This window comes from Sinomonas humi (assembly GCF_000802235.1).
Lineage (GTDB): Bacteria > Actinomycetota > Actinomycetes > Actinomycetales > Micrococcaceae > Sinomonas > Sinomonas humi.
Genome location: NZ_JTDL01000089.1, coordinates 41,114 through 57,730, shown reverse-complemented (window position 1 = coordinate 57,730; position 16,617 = coordinate 41,114). Strand labels below are relative to the sequence as shown.

Annotated in this window: 15 protein-coding genes; 5 read left to right on the top strand and 10 right to left on the bottom strand. The window is 69.4% G+C overall.

Annotation, left to right across the window (positions count from 1 at the left end; translation table 11 throughout):
- Nucleotides 1-18: 18 nt before the first annotated feature.
- The 4 genes from LK10_RS07705 to LK10_RS07690 all read right to left on the bottom strand — a co-directional run bounded on the left by LK10_RS07705 (nucleotide 19) and on the right by LK10_RS07690 (nucleotide 6,903).
- Entirely contained in the window at nucleotides 19-3,450 is a 3,432-nt protein-coding gene (locus LK10_RS07705; protein ID WP_043121952.1) for an ATP-binding protein, read from the bottom strand.
- Complete coding sequence (locus LK10_RS07700; protein ID WP_043121950.1) at nucleotides 3,447-4,238, bottom strand: DUF4194 domain-containing protein; 792 nt, start codon at nucleotides 4,236-4,238, stop codon at nucleotides 3,447-3,449. Before LK10_RS07700 ends, LK10_RS07705 begins: the two co-directional genes overlap by 4 nt.
- Nucleotides 4,235-5,776, bottom strand: a complete 1,542-nt coding sequence (locus LK10_RS07695; protein ID WP_081998373.1) for a DUF3375 family protein — start codon at nucleotides 5,774-5,776, stop codon at nucleotides 4,235-4,237. Before LK10_RS07695 ends, LK10_RS07700 begins: the two co-directional genes overlap by 4 nt.
- 203 nt (nucleotides 5,777-5,979) lie before the next feature.
- The gene (locus tag LK10_RS07690; protein ID WP_043121947.1) at nucleotides 5,980-6,903 is read right to left on the bottom strand and encodes a hypothetical protein; all 924 of its coding nucleotides are present in this window, start codon (nucleotides 6,901-6,903) and stop codon (nucleotides 5,980-5,982) included.
- Between the two features lie 288 nt (nucleotides 6,904-7,191).
- On the opposite strand from LK10_RS07690, the gene LK10_RS07685 reads away from it, so the two are divergent.
- On the top strand, nucleotides 7,192-8,391 hold the full coding sequence (locus LK10_RS07685; protein ID WP_043121944.1) for a toxic anion resistance protein: 1,200 nt from the start codon (nucleotides 7,192-7,194) through the stop codon (nucleotides 8,389-8,391).
- Between the two features lie 22 nt (nucleotides 8,392-8,413).
- Here LK10_RS07685 and LK10_RS07680 read toward each other — a convergent pair whose 3' ends face one another.
- From LK10_RS07680 to LK10_RS07665, 4 genes are all read right to left on the bottom strand, one after another.
- Complete coding sequence (locus LK10_RS07680) at nucleotides 8,414-9,595, bottom strand: hypothetical protein (RefSeq protein WP_043121942.1); 1,182 nt, start codon at nucleotides 9,593-9,595, stop codon at nucleotides 8,414-8,416.
- An 82-nt stretch (nucleotides 9,596-9,677) separates the two neighbouring features.
- Entirely contained in the window at nucleotides 9,678-11,108 is a 1,431-nt protein-coding gene (locus LK10_RS07675; protein WP_197061888.1) for an MFS transporter, read from the bottom strand.
- Nucleotides 11,105-11,689 carry an isochorismatase family protein gene (locus LK10_RS07670; RefSeq protein ID WP_043121937.1) on the bottom strand — a complete coding sequence of 195 codons (585 nt, stop codon included), beginning with the start codon at nucleotides 11,687-11,689 and terminating at the stop codon, nucleotides 11,105-11,107. Before LK10_RS07670 ends, LK10_RS07675 begins: the two co-directional genes overlap by 4 nt.
- A 47-nt stretch (nucleotides 11,690-11,736) precedes the next feature.
- Complete coding sequence (locus tag LK10_RS07665) at nucleotides 11,737-12,204, bottom strand: MarR family winged helix-turn-helix transcriptional regulator (RefSeq protein WP_197061887.1); 468 nt, start codon at nucleotides 12,202-12,204, stop codon at nucleotides 11,737-11,739.
- A gap of 94 nt (nucleotides 12,205-12,298) precedes the next feature.
- Here LK10_RS07665 and LK10_RS07660 point away from each other — a divergent pair, with 94 nt between their 5' ends.
- From LK10_RS07660 to LK10_RS07650, 3 genes are read left to right on the top strand one after another with little or no spacing between them, the layout of a single operon-like run.
- Nucleotides 12,299-12,817 carry a hypothetical protein gene (locus LK10_RS07660; protein ID WP_043121935.1) on the top strand — a complete coding sequence of 173 codons (519 nt, stop codon included), beginning with the start codon at nucleotides 12,299-12,301 and terminating at the stop codon, nucleotides 12,815-12,817.
- Nucleotides 12,817-13,404, top strand: coding sequence for a TerD family protein (locus LK10_RS07655; protein WP_043121933.1), 588 nt, complete (start codon nucleotides 12,817-12,819; stop codon nucleotides 13,402-13,404). The genes LK10_RS07660 and LK10_RS07655 overlap by 1 nt, the downstream gene beginning before the upstream one ends.
- Nucleotides 13,404-14,033 (top strand): hypothetical protein, encoded by a 630-nt coding sequence (locus LK10_RS07650; RefSeq protein ID WP_043121927.1) that lies wholly within the window; start codon nucleotides 13,404-13,406, stop codon nucleotides 14,031-14,033. Before LK10_RS07655 ends, LK10_RS07650 begins: the two co-directional genes overlap by 1 nt.
- Nucleotides 14,034-14,070: 37 nt before the next feature.
- Here the strand turns inward: LK10_RS07650 and LK10_RS07645 are convergent, their stop codons facing one another.
- Nucleotides 14,071-15,096, bottom strand: coding sequence for an LLM class flavin-dependent oxidoreductase (locus LK10_RS07645; RefSeq protein ID WP_043121925.1), 1,026 nt, complete (start codon nucleotides 15,094-15,096; stop codon nucleotides 14,071-14,073).
- A 234-nt stretch (nucleotides 15,097-15,330) separates the two neighbouring features.
- Between LK10_RS07645 and LK10_RS07640 the strand changes: the two genes are divergently transcribed.
- Nucleotides 15,331-15,804: a hypothetical protein gene (locus LK10_RS07640; RefSeq protein ID WP_043121922.1), complete on the top strand. Its 474-nt coding sequence runs from the start codon at nucleotides 15,331-15,333 to the stop codon at nucleotides 15,802-15,804.
- Nucleotides 15,805-15,900: 96 nt separating this feature from the next.
- Here LK10_RS07640 and LK10_RS07635 read toward each other — a convergent pair whose 3' ends face one another.
- Entirely contained in the window at nucleotides 15,901-16,362 is a 462-nt protein-coding gene (locus LK10_RS07635) for an Lrp/AsnC family transcriptional regulator (RefSeq protein WP_197061886.1), read from the bottom strand.
- Nucleotides 16,363-16,617 lie beyond the last annotated feature (255 nt).

The window sequence follows — 16,617 nt, the reverse complement described above, 5'->3', positions numbered from 1 at the left end:
ACCCGCGGACCGCTGAGGCTACACGGGCGTGCGGAGCACGATGTCCACGGGGTTGGCCTGCGAAAGCGGGCTTCCCTCGCCCTCCTCGCGAGCCTTTCCGAGGCCCTCGAGGAGCCCCGAACGGTTGGTCCGGCGGTCGCGGAGGATCTCCGTCACGGAACCGAGGTGCCGTGAGAGGTCGATGACGTTCTCGGGTGCGGCGAGCAGGAGCTGGAACCCGAATTCGTGCAGCGCCGAGATCCCCGCCCCTGCGAACTCCTCGGATGCCAGCACAAAGGCCTCGTCCATCATCACGGTGCCGTACGTCGTGAAGCCCTGCTCGGCGATGCCGAGCTGGTAGCTGAGCGCCGCGGCCATGATGAACGCCGTGAAGCGCTGCCGCTCGCCGCCGGACATGCTGCCGGTGTCGGAGTGGACGAACACTTCGTCCCGCGTCTGGCCGCCCGGAAGGCTGACGGCACGGTGCTCCTTGCACGAGATGAACACGTGAGTCCGGACGTCCAGGACCTCAGCCCGCCAGCGCCGATCCTCGGGAGCCGACGAGGCGAGGCGCTTCACGAGCGTCTCGAGCGTCTTGTAGCGAGCGGCTAGGGCATCCTCTCGGGCGGGTTCGGCAGTCTCGACGGCATGCCGCGCCTTGAGCGCCGACACGATGGCCTCCTTGAACTGCCGCGCCGAGGCTGGAACGGTCTGCTTGATGTCGAGCTCGAGGTAGCTCCCCTCGTGGAAGCCGACCCCGCCGAGGATGCTGTTGAGCGGCAGGATCCTCGCCGAGATCGCCCGCCGCTCCTCGTCGAGCAGATGCAGGAGCGTGCTGAACGATTCGTGCGTGCGCTGCTGGAAGAACCGGCGGAACTCGGCCTCCTGCGTGGGCAGCCCTTCGGAGACGATCTCGTGGTAACGCGCCTCGAACGCGCTCGCCGCCGCCACCGAGACGCCGTGGTCCGCGGAGACGCCCGGGCCCCAGTCCCGCTCGAATGCCTCGAAGATGCGGGTGAGCCGTTCCGCCGCCGACTGGCCACGGCTCTCGGCCGCGTGCAGTTCCTCGAGCAGGCGGGCCCTGACGTCTGCTGCGAGGGTGTCGAGCGCGTGGAGCTCGGTGAGCTCGGCGGCACCTTCGAAGTACGGCACGAGGGCCTCGTCTCCCGAGGAGGACTCCGCCCCGGGCCGCATCTCGGCCAACTTGTCCCGCGCCGCCTCGAGCAGACGCGCCGCCGAGGACGCGGCGGCGTCGAGATGCCGATGCTCACTCTGGAAGACGGCCGCTGTCTCGGTGGACGCCTGATGGTCGGCCCGCGCTCGCTCGACCTTCGCGCGCAGCGGCTCGAGGTCCGCCTGCCCGGCGCGGGCGTCTTCCAGGCGCTTCTCGGCGCGCCGGAGTTCCTCCTCGGCGACGGCGGCAGAGACTTCTTCCCAAGGCCGCGGGTCGGCCGCCACGCGGCGAAGAGCCTCGAGACGGCGTGCCATGCCCTGATGCGAGTCCTCGCTCGCCTGCGCGGCTTCCGCAGCGCGGGCGAGAGCGGCCTCAAGCTCCGCGATGCGGGCCGTGAGGTCGGCGACCTTCACCGCATTGTCGAAGCCGAGGACCCAGTCCTGGCGCGAAGCGAACCGGTCGTCCTTCTCGACGGTGCCCCGGTGCCGCTTCACGACGCCGCCGAGGCTCAGCCCCCGGTCCAGCAGCGCGAGCTCGTCCGGGTTCTCCAAGCAGGGGTAGGCAAACTCCGTTGCGATGCGGCCGCGCACGTAGTCTCCAGCCTCCCCGTCGAGGATCTGGAGCTTCGTGAGGAGGTCGTCGCCGCGCACGTCGGCGAGCGCCTGGGCAGAGCCGGACACGGGCACCGAGAGGTCGACGGCGCGCAGCGCACCACGGACGGTATGGGCGTCGAGGTAGCGGGTGACGGCGGCGAAGTGCTCGCCGGGGACGAGCAGCGTCGTCGCGAGCGAGCGGAGGGCCCGCTCGGCGGCGGGCCGCCACCTCTCCTGGCCGTCCGCGAGGTCGATGAGCTCCCCCGCGAACGGCATTGCTTCCTCGGGGACGCCGGTGGCCGCGGCGATCGCGGCGCGGTTCTCGACGGACGACGGCGGCAGCAGGCTCTTGCGCACGGCCATCGACTCGAGCTCGCGGTGGGCTTCGGCGAGGTCGCGTTTGGCGGAAGCATGAGCGTCGAAGGCCTCGAAGCGCGCCTCTCGCAGAGCTGCGGAATCGCCCTCGAGCGACTCGGTCGCGGCCGCGGCCTCCTCGTGGGCCGCCGCCCAGCCCTCGGCGGACCATGGAAGCTGCAACCCGGCGTCGTCCAGGCCCTGGCGTGCGGCAGCCTCCACCTCCCGACGAAGCCGCAGGCCCACACGAGCGTTCTCGGTCTGCTGCTCGAGGGCGCTGATCTGGTTCCCGCCCGCGTTGTTGTACTCGGCCTCGAGGGCGCGGAGCTCCTTCGCGAGCGCGTCGCGGACCTTGCGTTCGGCGGCGAGCTCGGCCGCCTTCGACTGGGCGGCCTCGGCGGCCCGTGCCGTAATCCGCTCCTGCACGCCCACGGTGAGCTGCTGCCGCACCCGCTCGAACGCCTCGCCCGAGAGATCGCGGAGGCGGTTGGCGTCGAGGAGGGCCTGCGCGTACTGCTGGTTGAGCGCAGGCACGGGCGCGAGCTGGTCGCGCTGCTCGCGCACGTCCTCGAGGCGCTGCCGTATGGACATGAGGTTGCTGAATTCCTCGACCACCTGATCCGCGGCCGCGAGCGTCTCCGGCGGGTCGAGGACCTGGTCGCGGAAGAAGCTGTTGACGCTTCCGCCGAGCCCCTTCCCAGCCTGGATGACCCGCAGGAGCGGAAGGGCCTGGTCCGACGAGATGCCGAGGAGGCGGCGGAAGCGCTCGGCGAAATTCTTGTGGACGTCGAACACCTGGGCGCCGGGGAACAGCGCTTCGAGCGCCCCGCGCGTGAACCGCCGGTCGGCGATGCCCTCGATGGCGTGGACGTCGAGCGGGGCCTGGTCGATGAGGTAGAAGCGCCCGAGGCTCGATTCGGTGCCGTTCTTCGGCAGGTCGAACAGGGCCGTGAGCGTGTGGCGGGTGCCGGCGGCGTTGTCGAACGTGAGGGCGATCGCGCTCCACGTCGCGCCGGGGCGCTGGAACGCACTGGCCTGGCTCTCGCCGACGGCCACATCGCCGACCTTCCCGCGCATGTACGTGAAGGTCGTACGCCGGTCCTCGCTCTGGCCGGTCCGCGCCGCTGCCGCCTCGTTCGAGCGCGGCCGGGCGTCGAACACCCGGGCGATCGCATCGAAGAGCGTCGACTTGCCGACCCCCGAGTTGCCCGTCAGGAGGGTGCCCGCGCGGTCCACGTGCATCCTGTGCGCACCGTGGAACGTGCCCCAATTGACGATCTGGACCTGGGTCAGCCTGAACTGTCCCGGGTTGATCTGGTCGTCGAGCGGGAGCATGGTCGCGATGCTCATTCGATCCCCTCCTCGTCAGCCGGATCCTCGTCGCCTTCCTGACCCGGCACAACGCCGTCGAGGTCAAGCGTGGGGTGCGCTCCGTCGTCGTCCTCTCCGCCGGCGTCCGCACCGTCCAGGGTGCCGGCGTCCGGGGCCTCTGCGAGCGCCTCGAGATGCCGCGCGACGTCCCCGATGTTCTCGAACGGGAGCGCGAGCGGGAGCGCGTTCGAGATGAGGTAGACGTCGTCGAGCGGTGTGGGCAGGAGGAGCCGGCGCGCCTGCAGCTTCTGGACGGCGCGCGAGATGGTGTCGGCGTCGCGGAGGGCGTCGCGCTGATCGGAGGGCTGGTAGTGGGCGACGACGTCGGAGAGTTCCTCGAGCGTGACCGTCGGCTCGGTCTGGGCTGTCGTGTGGCGGTCGAGGAGCAGCCGGAGGCGCAGGAGCAGGATCGTCTCGACTCGGCTCAAGGCGCGCTGCTGGCGCAGGATCGTCGACCGCGAAGCCGTACCGAGCAGCTCGGGGTCGACGGGGCGGACGACGGCGATCTTCCGCGCGTGGTCGACGTGCAGGCTCAGGAAGAGCTCCGACAGGCGTGAACGCAGCACGTCCTGGCTGTCGAGCAGGGTCGTCCACAGGCGCTCGTCGCGGCCGCCGTCCAGATAGGGACCCTTGAGAAGGCGCACGAGGACCTGCCGCACGCGCAGCGGTAGGAGACCCGTGTCGCCGTCGTACAGGGCCGCCGCGTTGGCGAGCCGGCCAGAGGAGGACTCGGCCTCGCTCACGTCCGGCTCGATGTCCTCGATCATGCCGTGCCCCTCTCTTGGATCTCGCCGACCCTCATCTCGCCGCCCTTCATCTGCCCGCCCCTCGTCGGCGCCCCGTGGACCTCCACGGCCGGCACATACGCGCGGCGCGTCGAGCCGTCCACCTGCTCAAAGTCGAGGGCCTCCCACTCGGCCGCCGCGCCGTCGTCATCGGTTCCGGCGAACAGCGCGCCTCGATGCAGAAGCTCGCCGAGCAGCGCGCGGATCGAGTTGATGTGCTGCTCCTCGGGCGGCAGCTCCCGCCAGACGCTCGCGGCGGTGGCCCGGCCGCCTCCGCCGGCGAGCGCGACGTCGAACGCCTGCCGCAGCGCCGCGGCCCTCGCCTTGCCCGTGCGCGCCGAGCGGACGCGGTCCTCCTCCGCGAACGCGATCGGCTCGGCCAAGCGCGGAGGGGCGACGTACTCGTCGGGATCGAAGAGCTTCACCATCGAGAGCGAATCGAATTCGGCCCCGAACAGCTCAGGCGCGGGCGCAAACGCGGCCTGCTCGCGTTGGTACGGAAGCCGCCGCACGGCCTGCTCGGCGCGCCGGATGGCGTCGCGGAGGCGCACGGACTGGCGGTAGTCGTCGCTCTGAACGTACGTGTTGAGGCTCTCCGAGAGCTTTCCGTAGATGCCCTGGATCTCGGAGTGCTGGTCGCGGAGCTCGGCGACGAGGTGCCGAAGGGTTTGGCGTTCCTCAGCACCCAGGCGGTCGGCGAAATCGCGCGAGAGGACCTCAGCGATGGCGGACCGGAAGCGGAGCTGCTGCTCGGGATTCTCGAGGAACGCGGTGAACGAGCGGAACGTGCGGCCCTCGCTCGACTCGCGCAGCCGCCGGTCGGCCTCGAGGACCTGCGCCATCGTGGCGCCCTTGCTGAGCGACTCCTCGATGATCTGGTTGCGCAGCTGGCCGACGGATTCCTCGATCCGGTCGCGCATGCGTTTGAAGTCGGCCGGCAGCCCGGCCGCGAGGTCGAGGATGTTCTCGGCGGCCTCGACGGCGTCGTCGGCCTCGAGGGCCGCGTCGATCTCCCCGGTCTCGAGCCCGCGGATCATCTCGCGTCGCTCCCCGATCTCGGTCTCGAGCGCCTCGACGCGCGCGCTCGTATCCGGGTTGGTCTCCTGGGCGAGCTTCTCGACGTCCGCGAGCAGGGTGCCGAGGCGCGAGCCGGTCAGCGTGGAGCGGTCGGAGGAGAGCGAGTCCAAGAAGGCGAGAACGCGAGCAGCAGGCTCGGTGAGCTCATAGACGATGCGGCCGCCCTGTGCCCGGCGTGCGAGGAAGCGGCGGCGGGTCCAGTCGTCGGCGACGAGGCGGCCAGTGAGCGCTCCCGCCGTGCTGGGGGCCCCGATCGCGGCATCCCGCGCCCGGAGTTCTGCGAGGAACTCGTCGATCTCGTCGTGGAAGGCCTCGAGCTCGACATGGGGCCGGTTGCGCGTGAACGCAGTCTGGAGGGCTGCGATGACCCACGGCGCCGAGCGGGTGAGGGCCCACGCGGGGCCCTTGGTGAGCACCTCGAGTTCCGCGAGGCGCCCGAGCATCGCGGCCGACGACGGCGCCCCGGAAGCAGGGCGGGGTCGACTCGCGGCGGGTTCTGGCACGGCAGCCCAGTCTACCGGCGCCGCGCCCCGCGCTCGTCCGACGTTCTGCGCGAAACCCGAGCAAACGGACCAAACCGCAGTCCCTTACCTGCGCCGCCGTCCGTTACCTGCGGTGTCGTCACCTGCAGTGTCGGGAACGCCGATCACCGTCCCGCCGCCGCCAGAGCTGTGCCGATCCGCCGACGAAGCCCGATCTCGTCGAAGAGGTCCTTCCACTCGACTCTCAACAGGATCCATCCTTCCTCGATGAGGGCACGCTCACGCTTCCGCTCTCGGAGCAGCACCTCGGCAGTGGGACCGTAGGCGAAGTACTTGATGTCACCGTCGAACTCGAGCCCCACCTTGATCCTCACCCATGCAAAGTCGAGCCTGTAGGTCCCAAGGCGCGTCGGGACCCCTACCTGCTGAGCCGGCAGCTCGAATGGCATCCGACTGAGCAGGTAGCGCAGGAGACTTTCGCCGGGCGATTCGCAAAGGCCGGAGGCCATTTCCCATGCAGCACGGGCTATGCGCACGCCCCTCTTCCCTTGGGCTTCGGCCAGGAGATCCGTGATCCGAGAAGGATCGGCCCCGAGACGGACACCGTGATCCATGACAATCTGTGCTTGGCCGCGCCGCAGAATCCGCGCACAGTCAACCAGGGTTCGATCGAGCGAGGTCGCCGGCAGCCCCCGGATGGTGCTGCGATCGTCGTCAGCCAGGATCGCCGAGTGGATCCTGACGTCATCCGCCCGCCCCTTGGTGCTCGGGCACCGCGGCATCGTCAGGTGCACGTGGGGGTCTGGATTCCAGAGGTGGATGCCGTGGAGTCTGGCCGCGCTCAGGTGGCTGTAGTCGAAGCCGATCTCGCGCCGGCGCGACGCGTTGTCGTAGTGGGCCGACAGTACGGCCAGGTGCTGGTCCTCGGGTGGGAGACTCTTCCATTCCTCGGCCAGATAGTAGGAGCCACGGCGGATCCGCGTGAGGACGCCGGCCTGGACAAGGCGTTCTGCCGCTTTGGGCGACCCGAGCCGGTCTGCGAGGTCTGCGGCCAGCCAAGGCCCTGGGTGTGGAAAGTCGAGGTGCATCTCTCGAATCTCCCAGTTTCCGCCCGGCAGAGGGTCGATCACAGCGCCTATGTGGATAATGGAGGGCGTTCGCACACCGAACGCGGAGCAAAGTGACGAAACCAGAGGTAATGCGGTGCGGCGTCGTCCGTTTCGTGGGGCGTCGCTGTCAGGCCAGGAGGCTCGTCGCTGGCCCCACCGCGGCTCGAGCTCAGGGGTCGCTCAGGGAACCCTCCGGGAACCTCCCCTGATGCTTCCCCGTTTGGCGAGATAGCCTGACTTCGTCCGGGCAGTGACAAGGAGAACCCGATGAGCACCCCTCTGACCCCTCCAGACCCCAGCGAAGACGCCCTCGTGCTGCAGGCTTCTGACGCGGCCCCCGTGGTCCGCGAAGAAGACGCGCCCGGTATGGTGCCTGTCGCGCCTGACCGGCAGGCCCAGATCGCTGAGCAGGCGAAGGCATGGGTGGCCGAGGTCGCGGCGATGGACTCGCGCAGCCCCGAGTTCGCGCGGAAGGTCGAGGGCATCAACAAGGTCGCTGGCCGCGAGATGATCGCTTCCTCGGACGCGTCCGGCCGCCTCCTCGACCGCGCCTCGACGTCCGTGCGCGGCGCGAAGAAGTCCGGCGACAGCGCCCAGACCTACGTCGCAACGACCCTCGGAGACCTCCGCAGCACGGTGGAGAGCCTCACCCCGAACCGGGCGGACCTCGGCACCGGGCGCAAGATCCTCGGATTCGTGCCGGGAAGCAAGAAGGTCGCCAAGTACTTCCAGCGCTACGAGTCGGCGCAGACGCAGCTCGACAAGATCATCAAGGCCCTCATGTCCGGCCAGGATGAGCTCCTGCGCGACAACGCAGCGCTCGCGCAGGAGAAGCAGAACCTGTGGGAGGTCATGCAGCAGCTCTCCGAGTACGCCGTGTTCGCGGAGCAGCTCGACAGGGCAACGGTCACGAAGATCGGTGAGGTCCGGGCCCAGGGCCAGGCCGAACACGCTCAACAGCTCGAGGCCGACGTCCTCTTCCCGGTGCGGCAGCGCCGTCAGGACATCCTCACGCAGCTCGCCGTGTCCGTGCAGGGCTACCTCGCAATCGACGTCATCCGGAAGAACAACAACGAGCTCATCAAGGGCGTCGACAGGGCCCGCGCCACGACGGTCTCCGCACTCCGGACGGCAGTGATCACGGCTCAGGCCCTCTCAAATCAGAAGCTCGTCCTCGACCAGATCGACGCGATCAACACGACGACAAACGCGATGATCCTGCGCACGTCGGAGATGCTCAAGGAGCAGACGGGCCGGATCCACCAGCAGGCCACAAGCTCAGGTGTCTCAGTCGAGACCCTCGAGCGCGCCTTCTCGAACCTCTACCAGACCATGGACGCGATCGACACTTTCCGCTCCCAGGCGGCCAAGAGCATGGAGAGCACAGTCGAGGCGCTCGAACAGGGGCTCGAGAAGGCCCGCCCGCACATCGAGCGCGTACGCCGGCAGGAGGGCAACGCGGGCTGAGCGGGCGACGACGGCGGCTGGGTCAGTCGGCGTCGTCCTCCCAGTCCTCGTCGCCCTCGGGCGACTCGAAGGCGTCGTACACGGCGTCGAGCGCCGCGGCTGGCACGTCGACGAGACCCGCGCGGAGGTCGACGAGGCCGAGGGCCGCGAGTTCCCGAAGCTCGTCGAGCAGGACCACCGAGACGGTCTGCAGCTCGGCCGGGTCCGCGTCGTCGGGCGCGTCGACCGCGAGGTCCTGGACCACGGTGAGGGGCAGGGGGTCCTCGAGGACGGCGCGCGTCAGGAGGGTCGCGAGGGCAGCCTCGACTGCGTCTCCCTCGGGGGTATACAGGGCGCGCGAGCACGTCGTGATGATGAATTCGGTCGCGAGGAACTGGGCTTCGAGCCGACCGAGGGCGTCCCCGGACCCGAGGCGCGCGGCATCCTCCCCGAGGCGCACGGTGCTCCCGCTGTCGTCGGCCGCCCGCGTGTCGTCGACCTCGATGAGCTCGGCGTGCCGGAGCGCTGCCCAGAGCCGTGCGAGACGTCGGTCCGAGTCCGCGGCGCCGTCGCCGATGAGCGCGGCCGCCTCGGCTGCCTCGGCCGGCGGCAGCGCGCCGTCGGACGCGACGGCCCGCCCCTCGCCGACCCAGTCGAGCAGGGCTCGCGCATGGCGGACGAGCGGCGACGACGTCGCGAACGCGAGCGCCTCCTCCTCGGTGGGCTCGCGCCGCGGCACAAACTCCTCGTCCTCGCCGGAGCCAATGTCCACGATGCCGCCCACCGCCTCGGCCTCCTCGTCGAGAAGCTCGGTCACCGCCTCGAGGTCCTCGGCCGTGCCCTCCCAGCGCCGGGTCTCCTCGAGGAAGGAGACCCAGTCGACGAGGGTCCCGATGTAGTAGCGGAGGTCATCGACGTCGTCGGTGTCGAGCAGCGCGTCGAGCGCATCGGGCAGCGCGAGCGGATCGATCCTCAGGTTGGGGACCAAGCGCTCGCCAGCGCCTAGCAACCCGTACAGGAGCTTGACGGTGTCGAGCTGTCCCCGCGCGAACGCGATGAAGTCGCTGCGCCCGTCCTCGTCGATGCCGTCTGCCTCGGGCGTGTTGGCGGCCCAGGCTGCGTAGTCGTCAGCGAGACCGTCGATGAACGCGTCGACGCGGCGCTGCCGCCGGTCCCCGGGGCTCGTCGAACGGCTCTTGGGCTTGCGGGTGCGGCTCTTGGGCATGCCAAGAGAGTACGCCAGCTTCAGCCCGGAGGCGCCAACGATCGCTCCTCACCTCGCGACTCGTCTCACCTCGCGACTCGTCTCACCTCGCGACTCGCGGAATCCTCCGGTCCACGATCGTCATGACGAGCACGGCGGCGCCGATCCCCACGAGAACCCACGCGAGCGAGTGGAATCCAGGGTCCGTCGCGCGCGCACCGAAGACGAGGCCGATAAGGCTGGAGGAGAAGATGGCGCCCATGTAGTTGAACGTCCGGTAGAGGCCGGCCGCAACGGCGATGCCGTCCCCGGGCGCCTGCACGTAGAGCGCAGTCTGGTTCGCGAACCCTGCGAAGCCGTTCGTGAGGCCGAGCAGGCTCGTCATGACGACGAGCAGCACCACAGAGGTCCCTGCGTTCGTCATCCCCATCATGGCGGCAGTCCCCACGAGCGCGGCACCGGCCAGGATGAGCGGCACCCGCACCCAGCCGCGCAGCGACACGAGCCTGGCGACCACAATGCTCACGAGCGAGAGCGGAATCATGATCACCCCGACCGCAGCCGCATCGAGGCCCCGCCCCTCCTCCATCCACTGGCTCATCCCGTACATGCACGCATAGATCCCGAGGCCCACCAAGAGCTGCCGTGAGTAGGTCCGCTGGAGGGGGCCGTTGCTCGCGAGCGCGCGGACGTCGATGAGCGGGCTCGACGCGCGCCGCTCGCGCCAGATGAACGCAGCCGCGAGCACGAGGGCGACGGCGGCGAGCCACCACTGCGGCTCGGCGAGGCCCGAGAGGAACACGAGCAGGGCGACGACGGCGCCGCCGAACAGTGCGATTCCCGGCAGGTCGAGCGCGTGGACGAGCGCCTTCCAGGACGCCTGGTTCCGCTTGGCGTCGCGTTCGACGCCAGTGAGGGTCGCCACGAGCGTCACGAGCGCGAGCGGGATGTTGACGCTGAACAGCGCGCGCCATCCGAGCGTGCTCACGAGGATCCCGCCGAGCGGGAGGCCGACGACGATCGTCACCTGGGCCGCGATCGAGAAGGCGCCGAGCACCCGGCTCGGGACGCCGACGCCGCGTGCATCGGCGCGGGCCCGTACGAGCGCCATCGCCGTGGGATACGCCGCGGACGTTCCGATGCCGATGAGTGCGCGTGAGACGAGCAGGAATGCGAACGACGGCGCGAGCGCGCCCACGAGGCCCGCGACGAGCAGGATGACGATTCCCGTAACGAACACGCGCCGAGGGCCCAGCAGCGTAGCGAGCTTGCCCATCGTGGGCTGCATGACGGAGCTGAACAGGTACAGCACCGAGATGAGCGAAGCCGTCTGGCCGGGCCCGAGGTGGAACTCGCTTCCGATCCCGATGAGGCCCGTGGCGATCATCGAGCTGTTGATGGGATTCAGCGTCGAACCGAGAAGGAGGGGCCCGAGGTAGCGGACGCCGAAGGCCTTGGCCTCCGGCGCCTTGCCCCCCGAGGCCTCGCCCCCCGTCGTCGTCGCCTGCGGCGTCTTGTCCTCGCGGTCCGTCAAGACCGCTCGGCGAGGAGGCCGAGGATCTCCTCGGTCGTTCCGGACTCGCCGATCCGCGGAAAGACGGTGCCGACCGCATACTCGTGAGCGGCCGCCGTGAGGTCCGTCATCGCGTCCCGGGCGAACGCCAGGTTGTAGCCGAGGTCGTACGCGTAGCGGGCCGTCGACTCGACCCCTATGCTCGTCGCAATGCCCGTGAAGACGAGCTGCGTCACTCCGCGCTCACGAAGGCGGGCGTCAAGATCGGTCGTCGCGAACGCGCCGATGCTCCGTTTGGTCACGAGGATGTCCTCCGAAGAGGTGTTGAGGCCGTCGATGAGGTTGAAGTAGTCGGCCGGAATGTCCGCCGGCATCCGGCGCGGCGTCTCGTTGCGACCCGCGGGTGCACCCGCAACGTTCACGAGGACGACAGGCAGGCTGTTCGCCCGGAACGCGTCGGCAAGGGCCTTCGAGTTCGAGACGACCTCCGGGATCGAGGGGGCGCTCGAGCCGTCAGCGGGAGGCTGCGGGCGGTTCACGATCCCGTTCTGCAGGTCGATGACTACGAGGGCGGTCTTCTGGTCGAGGGCAGGGATGGTCACGCGGACTCCTTCGATTGCACGGTTGGAAACGGCGGAAGCTGGCCTAGTCAGGGGTTGCCCACGATCCGCGTCAGCAGCGCGACGGCCTGGTGCACCTGCTCGAGTTCCTCGCCCGTGAGCTCCCGGTTCAGTGCCCGCTGGAGCCAGTCCTGGCGGATCAGGCGGCTCGCGGTGATTTGCTCTCGGGCGGTCTCGGTGAGCGAGATGGCGCTCTTGCGGCGGTCTGCGGGATCGGGGTCCCGGCGGAGGTATCCCGCCTCCTCAAGCGCGCTGACAGTCGCACCCATCGACTGGGGGCGTACGCCTTCGGCCCGGGCAAGGTCGCTCACCGTCGCAGGCCCTTCGCGCTCTATGCGCGAGATGACGTTGAGCTGTGAACGGGTGAGGTCGCCGACGTCGGCCTGCTGCCGCAGCCGCCGATTGAGGCGGCCCAGCACCCCCCGCAGTTCCGCCGCCACTTGCGCTGATGTCGCACGCGCGAGCGCTACGCCCGCCGTGGGCACAGAATCTTCCACCCCTCCATCCAAGCACACTTGAAGGAATCTTTGCAGTTTGCCTTCAGATCTCTGGGCACGGCCGCTACTCAGGCCGAGCGGCTATCGTGAGTCCATGGCGAAGTTCTTCGGCTCGCTTTTCGGCGGCGGACGGGAACCAGAGCGCATCCTCGATGACGACCTCCCCGCGACGCAGGCCCAAGAGCTCGAGCAGACGCGCGAGGCGCTCGCTGAGCTGCGCAGCTCGATCCGGCGGGCCGGCTCGCTCCTGCCACCGCTCGCGTCCTCGCACATGCGCCAGATCGACGACGTCCTGCGCCTGCTGCTCGACTACGTCGCGGAGCATGGCGCCTCAACGGAGCAGCGGGTTCTGCTCCATGCGATCGCCTCGGACTACCTGCCCACCTCGCTCCGCGTGTACCGCGCCCTCCCACCCGAGACCCAGACGGATTCGAGTGCCGAGACGGAGAAGCTGCTCGAGCAACTCGACATCCTCTACGCGACCGCCCTCGACCTCGACCACCAAGTGCGCACTGGCGCCATCGCCGAGCTGAGCACCCACGGACGCTTTCTGCGCGACAGGTTCGACGTCGACGGCGTCCGCATCCACCCCGGCACGAAGGAGTCACGCTGATGGGCACGCTTACGGCCGGGGAGAGCGTCGGCCTCACGGGGCAGGACCCGGGCCTCACCGGCGTGATGGTTGCCATGGGCTGGAGAATCGACCCCGCCCCCGGGGCCCAGCCCGAACCGGTGCCCCTCGCGATCGTGTGCGGCGACGACGGGCGAGCACTCACACCCGAGCACCTCGTGTTCTTCAATCAGCTCACGACGGCGTCCCCCGGCGTGGCCTTCGCCTCCCAGGGCACGAACGGCGCGGCTTACGGGGATGAGGCGCCGGCCGATGCCGAACAAGTGGACGTCGACTTCTCCCAGGTGCCCCCCGAGGTGGCCCGCATCGCCTTCGTGACATACATCGATCCCGAAGTCCGCGGCGCTGGCTCCTTCGCCCAGGTCGGCGGGCTGCACCTGCGCGTGGTGCGCCCGGACGGCTCGGAACTCGTCCGGTTCGATGCCTCGCCGGACAGCCCCGAGGAGGCCCAGGCCGTGCTGTGCGGCGAGCTGTACCGCTACGAGGATGGATGGGCCTTCCGAGCCCTCGGTCGGGCGTACGAGAACGGCCTCGCGGGCGTCGGCGCAGAGTTTGGGCTGGATGTGTGATGCCCGAACAGCACCCGCTCGACTTCCCTTACCTCACTCGCAGAATCGCGCCCGGCCATCACGACGACGGCCTCACCCTCCCCCGGACTGGCGGCGCGGATTTCGCGTCCGCCCCTCCCGAGCCACGCCTCTACCCGGCCCCCGCCTTCGGGGTCCGGCCCGAGCTCACGGCGAGGGACGCCGTCGTCCGCCTGAACGCCCGGCAGTCGGCCATCGGCTCGCTCTTCGTCACGGGCTCCCGGGGCACCGCGTGGGAGGACAACGCGCGTGTCACCGGCGCGCAGAGCGTGCATCGGGAGCAGATCGGGACAACTCTCCAGACCGCTGGCGGGCGCCCTCTCGTCGGCTATGTGAACCGGGACGCCGTCGTCGTGCTGCGGCACGTGCGCGAGCTCCGGCGGGCCCTCTTCATCGCCGGCGCGGGGGCGCTCACGGTACAGACGTTCGACGGCGCGACTGCGGCGATCGCCGGTTCGCTCGCCCAGGGCCAGCGCACGGTGCTGACCCTCCTGCGCATCGGTTCGGTGCTCGAACTGCGCGCGGAATCCGTGCCCGAGGAGTGGGACGACGGGCAGATCTGGCGCGAGTTCGGCTTCACGATGACAATCGGACTCGTCCGGAGGCGCTGAGGGCCACCGCGGGCGCTGACGCTGCGCCGAACGGTGCTCAGGCGGCGGGGACCTTCCCCCATTCCTCGGCAAGCAGGCGGAAGCTGCGCTCGCGCAGAGCGGGATCGTGGGAGTAGCCGGTGAGGATGATCTCGTCCACACCATAGGAGGCCGCGAACGTCCGGAGGAACTCGGCCGCCTCCGCAGGCGCTCCAACCGCTGAGACGCGCAGAGCAGACTCGGCCATCTGCTGCTCGTGCGGTGCCCAGTCCATCTGGGCAACGGGAGGCTTGATGGGGCCGCGCTCACCGCGCCGGATGCCAAGGAACATCTGCTGGTGCGACGTGAACAGGTACTCGGCCTCCTCATGAGTGGGCGCGACCATGAGGTTTGCACCCGCCATGACGTACGGCTCCTGGATCTGCGCCGTGGGGGCCGACGGGTTGAACATCTGGCGGTACGTCCAGATCGCCTCGCTCAGCTGGAACGGCGCGAAGTGGCTCGCCGCGGCGTACGGGAGGCCAAGCTGGCCGGCGATGGCCGCGCCCGCGGTCGAGCTTCCGAGGACCCACAGCGGAACGTGCGTGTTCCGAGCCACCTCGGCGTGCACGCCGAACGAGAGCTGGACGCTCTCGGCGTCATCCTCCTGCTCCCCGAAGTACCACGCGAGCAGCTGGATGCTCCGGGCGAAGTGCTGTTCGTCGTCGTCCCTCGCACCTCGCCGCAGGATCGCCGCCGTTCGGGGGTCGGTGCCGGGGGCTCGTCCGAGGCCCAGATCGATGCGGGGCCCGTAGAGGTTTGCGAGCGTGCCGAACGCCTCCGCAACGGCGAGGGGCGAATGGTTGGGGAGCATGATCCCGCCCGAACCGACTCGCAGGGTTTTCGTGTTCGCTGCCGCATTCCCGATGAGGAGTGCGGTCGCATTCGAGGCCAGCGCCGCGGTGTTGTGGTGCTCCGCATACCAGAGCCTCTCGTAGCCCGCCTCCTCGACGACCTGGGCGAAGCGCGTCGCGCTCGCGAGCGCGTCGGCGACAGTGGAGCCCTGGACAATGGGAGCGAGGTCGAGAACGGAGAGCGCAGTCACGCACTGGGCAACCCCGAGACCGCTGGTCTTGTTCCCGGCCCAACTGCGAGTGTGGCCCTCTTCACAAAGTCAGGGAGAGATTTGTCACGTTCGATAACGTCTCCATTGCTTTTCCACAACATCACTGTCACGCCATTGAAAAGCACCTGACGGGGTAGGCAACAATGGATCTTGTCCGGGTGCAGGCGGCTCTCAGGACTTCCTTCACACACTTCTCTGGGGATGGGAGACAGCGTGGACGACGCAACCGTTGTGGCAAACCTCGTGTATGGCGGCACGCTCATTATCGGCGGTGTCATGCTGTTGATCATCTTCGTCTCGCTCGTCGGCACGATGCTTATTGCCGGCTTCACGCAGACGCTCATCTCCCTCGTCAAGCTCGGCTCGCGGCTCTTCGTGTACCGGCCCGAGCGGACGACGCCGGCCGAGGAGGCGGCGCCGGCTCACGTGCGGAACGCGGTGCTCGCCAAGGCGGACGCGATCCTCGCGGCCTCGCGGGTGCAGGCCGAGGAATCGGCGGCAGTGGCCAAGACTGAGGAGGCCGCGGCCGCCGAGGCCGAGCGGATCCGCCGGGCAGCCAAGACGGAGGCCGAGAAGGCCCCGGCCGCCCGTGCGACTGCAGTCGCGGAGAAGGCAGCCCGCACGCTCGCCTTCCCGGAACGCACCGGGCCCTTCACGGGAACCCAGCCGCTCGTCAAGGCTGGCTGACACTACTCGATACTTCGGATCGATCCGTCGGAAGGACGGGACCCCGCAGCCGCGGGGTCCCGTCCTTCGCTTTGCAGCGCCCTTGTCGCGGCGCGTTCAGGCCTCGGCGAGGAGCGCCGTCGTCCGGTATGGGATCACGGTCCGCAGGATCATCCGGGTCGAAGTCCTCGTGATTCCCGGGCACAACCGGATCTCCTCGGAGACCCGATAGAGATCGTCGGGGCTCGTCGCGACGACACGGATCAGGAGGTCCGTGTCGCCAGCGGGCGCGAGGCACTCGAGGACCTCGGGGATCTCGCGCAGGGCCACAATCGCCTCGTTGAGGTGGCTCTGGTCGAGCTCCGCGGCCACCTCGGCGGAGACCCCGCGGCCGAGCGCCGTCGCGTCGACCCTCGTGCTGTGGAGGCGGAGCGCACCACTCGCCGTCATTCGCTCAAGCCGGGCCTGGACGGTCCCGCGGGCCAGTCCGAGGCGTTGGGCCAGCACCATGATCGGCATGCGCGGATCGGAATCGAGCGCGAGAAGGATCCTGCGGTCCGTCGCGTCAAGCTGAGGCAATCTGATCACTTCTCTCGGAAGGGGGAGGCTGCAGTTGGTCAGATCGACCACTCTAGCCCCAGACTCTTGCACGAACTGCGTCCTCACTGTTGGAATACTGGCAATCCGCTCAATGGTTCACGAGACCGTTGAGCTAGGCTACGGCCCCTGCGCACACCACCGCAGGGAGCCGGACAACGGGCAGCCACCGGCCCGGCCGCATTCGCAGCTTCTTGTTCACACAGCTGAGGGCCCCTGACCTGACCGCACGATGCG

Coding starts and splice junctions, on each gene's coding strand:
- LK10_RS07680 (WP_043121942.1), bottom strand. CDS start 9,595: ATGCCCAAGAGCCGCACCCGCAAGCCCAAGAGCCGTTCGACGAGCCCC.
- LK10_RS07700 (WP_043121950.1), bottom strand. CDS start 4,238: ATGATCGAGGACATCGAGCCGGACGTGAGCGAGGCCGAGTCCTCCTCT.
- LK10_RS07660 (WP_043121935.1), top strand. CDS start 12,299: ATGGCGAAGTTCTTCGGCTCGCTTTTCGGCGGCGGACGGGAACCAGAG.
- LK10_RS07655 (WP_043121933.1), top strand. CDS start 12,817: ATGGGCACGCTTACGGCCGGGGAGAGCGTCGGCCTCACGGGGCAGGAC.
- LK10_RS07685 (WP_043121944.1), top strand. CDS start 7,192: ATGAGCACCCCTCTGACCCCTCCAGACCCCAGCGAAGACGCCCTCGTG.
- LK10_RS07705 (WP_043121952.1), bottom strand. CDS start 3,450: ATGAGCATCGCGACCATGCTCCCGCTCGACGACCAGATCAACCCGGGA.
- LK10_RS07650 (WP_043121927.1), top strand. CDS start 13,404: ATGCCCGAACAGCACCCGCTCGACTTCCCTTACCTCACTCGCAGAATC.
- LK10_RS07690 (WP_043121947.1), bottom strand. CDS start 6,903: ATGCACCTCGACTTTCCACACCCAGGGCCTTGGCTGGCCGCAGACCTC.
- LK10_RS07695 (WP_081998373.1), bottom strand. CDS start 5,776: ATGCTCGGGCGCCTCGCGGAACTCGAGGTGCTCACCAAGGGCCCCGCG.